Annotated in this window: 1 protein-coding gene and 1 pseudogene; both read right to left on the bottom strand. The window is 66.0% G+C overall.

Features of this window, described 5'->3' with window-relative positions:
• Positions 1 to 3000 (bottom strand): maltose alpha-D-glucosyltransferase (gene treS / locus LPZ50_RS21560; protein WP_230664809.1); only part of this gene is annotated, 3000 nt, incomplete at its 3' end.
• Positions 3001 to 3014: 14 nt separating this feature from the next.
• Positions 3015 to 4895: pseudogene (locus tag LPZ50_RS21555) on the bottom strand (alpha-1,4-glucan--maltose-1-phosphate maltosyltransferase); the annotation flags it as partial.
• Positions 4896 to 4971: the final 76 nt, after the last annotated feature.

Here is a 4971-nt window from a genome sequence, read left to right as displayed (position 1 = left end):
CACCGTGGCAGTGGCATAGTCGAACGACCGCAGCATGCCCGCCACGTCCTTCAGCGGGCTGCTTTTCGCGCGGCGCTCGGCCAGCGGCCGCGCCGGTTCGCCTTCGAAATCGATCAGGTAGGCATCGGTCTGCGCCAACAGCACCTGGCCCAGGTGGAAGTCGCCATGAATGCGCAGGTGCGGCGCGCCGGTCTCGGCCTGGGCCAGCTCGCCGATGCGCCGGGCCAGGCGGTCGCGGTGTTCTTGCAGCCAGGCCGCGCAGGCACGCGCGTTGGCGTCGAGGCCGTCATGCACGCTTTGCAAGGCCGCCAGCGCGCGGTCCAGCATGGCGATGATTTCGGCCGCGCGCGCCTGCGCGTCATCGGTGCCGGCCGTTTGCGGCGCGAATGCAGGGTCGTCGCAGGGCTGGGCCAGTACATTGTGCAGTTCAGCCAGGCGTCGCCCGATAGTGGCCGCGACGGTGGCATAGCCGGCCAGTTCTTCATCGAATTCGTCGATGCTGGCATCGCGCATCAAGGCGTCGTCAGTGGCCCGTTTCAGATAATCGAGGGTCCAGGCCCAGGCATCGCCCTCATGCAGCAGGTAGGCATGCAGCAGGGCCAGGGTGCGCACGGATCCGTCGGCATCGCGCCTGGACACCTCGCCCAGCAGGGCCGGGGTGTTGGCATAGCCTGCCTGCGTCAGCCGGCGCGACATTTCCACCTCGGGCGACACGCCCGCCTGGATGCGCCGCACCAGTTTCAGGATGGCGGCATCGCCGATGGTGACAGATGTGTTGCTCTGTTCGCCGCCGTGCCAATGCAGCGGGGCATCGTCCGGCAGGTCCAGGTCGCGCAGGCCGGCCTCGGGCGCAAAGCAAAGCACCGGTCCGGGTTCGCCGCCCGCGGCCTGTTCCTTACCCGCCTGCAGGGCGGCCAGCAGGCTGCGTATATAGCCTTCCTGCTGCGAAGCGTCGATCAGCACGCCGACATCGGCGCCGCGCCGGATGCGCGCCAGCACGTAATCCCGCGGGGACGCAGCCTGCCACACAGTGGCCAGGGGCACGTGCAGGTGCGCGCGCGCCGCGCCAGTGCCGGTCTCCAGCTCGGCGGCGAAGTAATTGTCGGCGCCCGTGCCGGCCAAGGGCGTCATGTCCAGCACGCGGGCCTGGCCGATACGATGGTCGGACGGAAACCAGCGCTGCCGCTGCAGGTAGGCGGGCAGTACCTCGTGCTCCAGCGCCCGGCGCGAAGGCTCGGTCAGCGCGAAAGCGGCACGCCCCCGCAGTACCAGGGTGGTCAGGTCGGGCATGCGCTCGGGTTGCTGCGCATGCCACGCGGGCGAAGCCTGGTCGCGGGACAGGTCGAACCAATAGAATCCGTAAGGCGGCAAGGTCAGCAGGTACGGCAGCGTGCCAATGTCGGGGAAGGGGCTGTCGCCCAGCATCTCCACCGGCACCTTGCCGGCGAACTCCGACAGGTCCAGTTCCACCGGCTGAGCCGTATTGGAGACATTGGCCACGCACAGGATGGTGTTGTCGCCTTCCTGGCGCAGATAGGCCAGGATCTTGCGGTTGCCGGGATACAGGAAGCGCAGCGCGCCCCGGCCGAACACGCGCGACTGGCGCCGGGTTGCCACCATGCGGCGTGTCCAGTTCAACAAAGAATGGGGGTCGCGCTGCTGGGCCTCGACATTGACGGCTTCATAGCCATACAGCGGCCCCATCAGCACGGGCAGGGGCAGGCGTTCCGGGTCGGCGCGCGAAAACCCGCCGTTGCGGTCGGGCGACCACTGCATGGGGGTGCGTACCCCGTCGCGGTCGCCCAGGTGGATGTTGTCGCCCATTCCCAGTTCGTCGCCGTAGTACAGCACGGGCGTGCCTGGCATGGACAGCAGCAGGCTGTTCATCAGTTCGATGCGGCGCCGGTCGCGGTCCAGCAGTGGCGCCAGGCGGCGCCGTATGCCCAGGTTGATGCGGGCGCGCTTGTCCGCCGCGTACACGTTCCACAGGTAGTCGCGTTCTTCGCTGGTGACCATCTCCAGGGTCAGCTCATCGTGGTTGCGCAGGAAAATGGCCCATTGGCACGACTCGGGAATTTCCGGGGTCTGCTTGATGATGTCGGTGATGGGGAAGCGGTCTTCTTGCGCAATGGCCATGTACATGCGCGGCATCAGCGGAAAGTGGAACGACATATGGCATTCGTCGCCCTGGCCAAAGTATTCCTGCGCATCTTCCGGCCATTGGTTGGCTTCGGCCAGCAACATGCGGCCCGGATACTCGGCGTCGATAACCGCGCGTATCTGCCGCAGCACCTGGTGCGTCTCGGGCAGGTTTTCATTGTTCGTGCCCTCGCGCTCAACCAGGTAGGGAACGGCATCCAGCCGCAGGCCGTCCACCCCCATGTCCAGCCAGTAGCGCATCACCGACAGGATTTCCTTCAGGACCTGCGGATTGTCGTAATTCAGGTCGGGTTGGTGCGAATAGAAGCGGTGCCAGAAATAGGCGCCGGCCTCGGGGTCGCGCGTCCAGTTCGATTTCTCGGTGTCGCAGAAAATGATGCGGGTGCCGGAATAAACCTGGTCGTCGTCGGACCACACGTAGTAGTTGCGGGCCGCGCTGCCCGCGCGGGCGCGCCGCGCTCGCTGGAACCAAGGATGCTGGTCGGACGTATGGTTCACCACCAGTTCGGTGATGACCCGCAGGCCGCGCGCATGCGCGGCCCGGATGAAGCGCCGCGCATCGGCGATGCTGCCGTAGTCGGGATGCACGTTGCGGTAATCGGCGATGTCGTAGCCATCGTCGCGGCGCGGCGACGGGTAGAACGGCAGCAGCCAGACCGTATCCACGCCCAGGCTGGCAATGTAGTCCAGCTTGGAGGTCAGGCCCTCGAAGTCGCCGATGCCGTCGTTATTCGCATCGAAGAACGAACGGATATGCAGTTGGTAGATGACCGCGTCCTTGTACCAGTGCGGGGTATCGTGCAGTGGCGTTGCGGCGGATGTTGAGGATGCAGGTGACATGTAAGCTCCGCATATCAGTCGCGTGCCGACAAGCGCCACAGGCGGTAGGGCTGGTCGGGGTGCAAGGTAAGGTCGCGCCATTTGCCGTGCCAGGTTTCCGGGGCGCCGGCCTGCAGGTCATGCGCGCACAGCTGGCCGTGGTCGGGCTGGTCGAACAGCCAGAATGGGGCTTCCAGCCGCGCGTGCTGGGCATGGTGCGGGTCCAGGCTGATGGCCGCGAGCACGACGTTGCCGAGGCAGGGCGTGGCCTTCCAGAAGCACAGCACCTGCTCGTTGCCGCTTTCCACCGCATGGAAACCCTGGTGGGTCTGCAGGGCCGGGTTGGCGCGGCGGATGCCATTCAACTGCGCGATCTGCGCGATGATGTTGCCGGGCGCTTGCCAGTCGCGCTGGCGCAATTGGTATTTCTCGGAATCCAGGTATTCCTCTTTGCCGGGAACCGGCTGGAATTCGCACAGTTCGAAGCCGCTGTACATGCCCCACAATCCCGACGTGGTTGCCGCCAGCGCCGCGCGTATCAGGAACCCTGGCCGTCCCGAGGCCTGCAGGAAATAGGGATTGATGTCGGGCGTATTGACGAAAAAATTGGGCCGGAAGAAGTCGGATGCGGGCGGCGACGACAGTTCTTCCAGATATTCCGTCAGTTCCTGTTTGGTGTTGCGCCACGTGAAGTAGGTATAAGACTGCGTGAATCCGACCTTGGCCAGGCGGTACATCATCTTGGGGCGGGTAAATGCCTCGGACAAGAAGATGACATCGGGGTGGCGTCCCTGCACTTCGGCGATCAGCCATTCCCAGAACGGCAGCGGCTTGGTGTGGGGATTGTCGACGCGGAACACGCGCACGCCGTTGTCTACCCAGAACAGCACAACGTCGCGCAGCGCCAGCCACAGCGACGACTTGCGGGCGCGCCGTCCGCTGCCCCCATAGAACGAGACGTTGACGATATCTTCGTACTTCTTCGGAGGATTCTCGGCGTAGCGTATGGTGCCGTCGGCACGGCGTTCGAACCAGTCCGGGTGGCGCGCCAGCCAGGGGTGGTCGGGCGAGCACTGGATGGCGAAATCCAGGGCGATCTCCATGCCATGCGCGCGCGTTGCCGCCACGAGCCGCAGGAAATCGTCCAGGGTGCCCAGTTCGCCATGGATGCCATCGTGGCCGCCGTCGGGCGCCCCGATGGCATAGGGGCTGCCCACGTCGTCTTCCAGGCTTTGCAGGCTGTTGTTGGGGCCTTTGCGGTGCGTGCGCCCGATAGGGTGTATGGGCGGAAAATACAGCACGTCGAATCCCATGTCGCGCACCTCCGGCAGGCGGGCGATCACGTCATCGAATGTGCCATGCATGCCGGGCTCGCGCGATTGCGAGCGGGGGAACAGTTCATACCAACTGGCATGGCGCGCCAGGCGCCGGTCGACCCAGAGCGGATAGGGGGCCGGGCTGAGGTAAAGGAATGGCTTGTCGCTCAGTTCATGCATGGCGGCGGCCAGGTCCGCATCCAGCAGGATCCGCGCGGCATCGGGCCCGGGCGCCTTGCCCAATTCCTGCAGGGCCTGTTCCACCGCGGCCGCCGGCGCCGGCCGGGCCGCTATCGCCGTTGCACGGGCCAGCGCGTCGCGCAGCATGGCGGCGCCGTCCAGCATGTCGGCGGCAAGGTTCTGGCCAGCGTCGCGTTTCTTGCTGAGGTCGGTGCGGAAGGTTTCCCAGCTGTCGCGCCAGGCGCTGATCATGAATTCATGGCGTCCGATGCGCGGCGGACTGATGCAGGCTTCCCAGCGGTCGTTGGGCAGGGCGCGCATGGGCACGGCCTGCCAGTCCGCGTCGTCGGCGGCGCGCCACAATACCTGGGCGGCGAGCTTTTCATGGCCGTCGGTGTAGATGTCGGCCTGTACGCGCAATGTCTTCGGCATGCGCGGTGCCCAGCAGGCAGGCCGCGGACAAGGCGGCCGCCAGGGCCGGACGGGAAAATGCGAA

Source organism: Bordetella petrii, from assembly GCF_020991325.1.
Classification (GTDB): Bacteria; Pseudomonadota; Gammaproteobacteria; order Burkholderiales; family Burkholderiaceae_B; genus Bordetella_A; species Bordetella_A petrii_E.
Note: the sequence above shows the minus strand (reverse complement) of the source record. Positions and strands in the feature narration are given on the sequence as shown.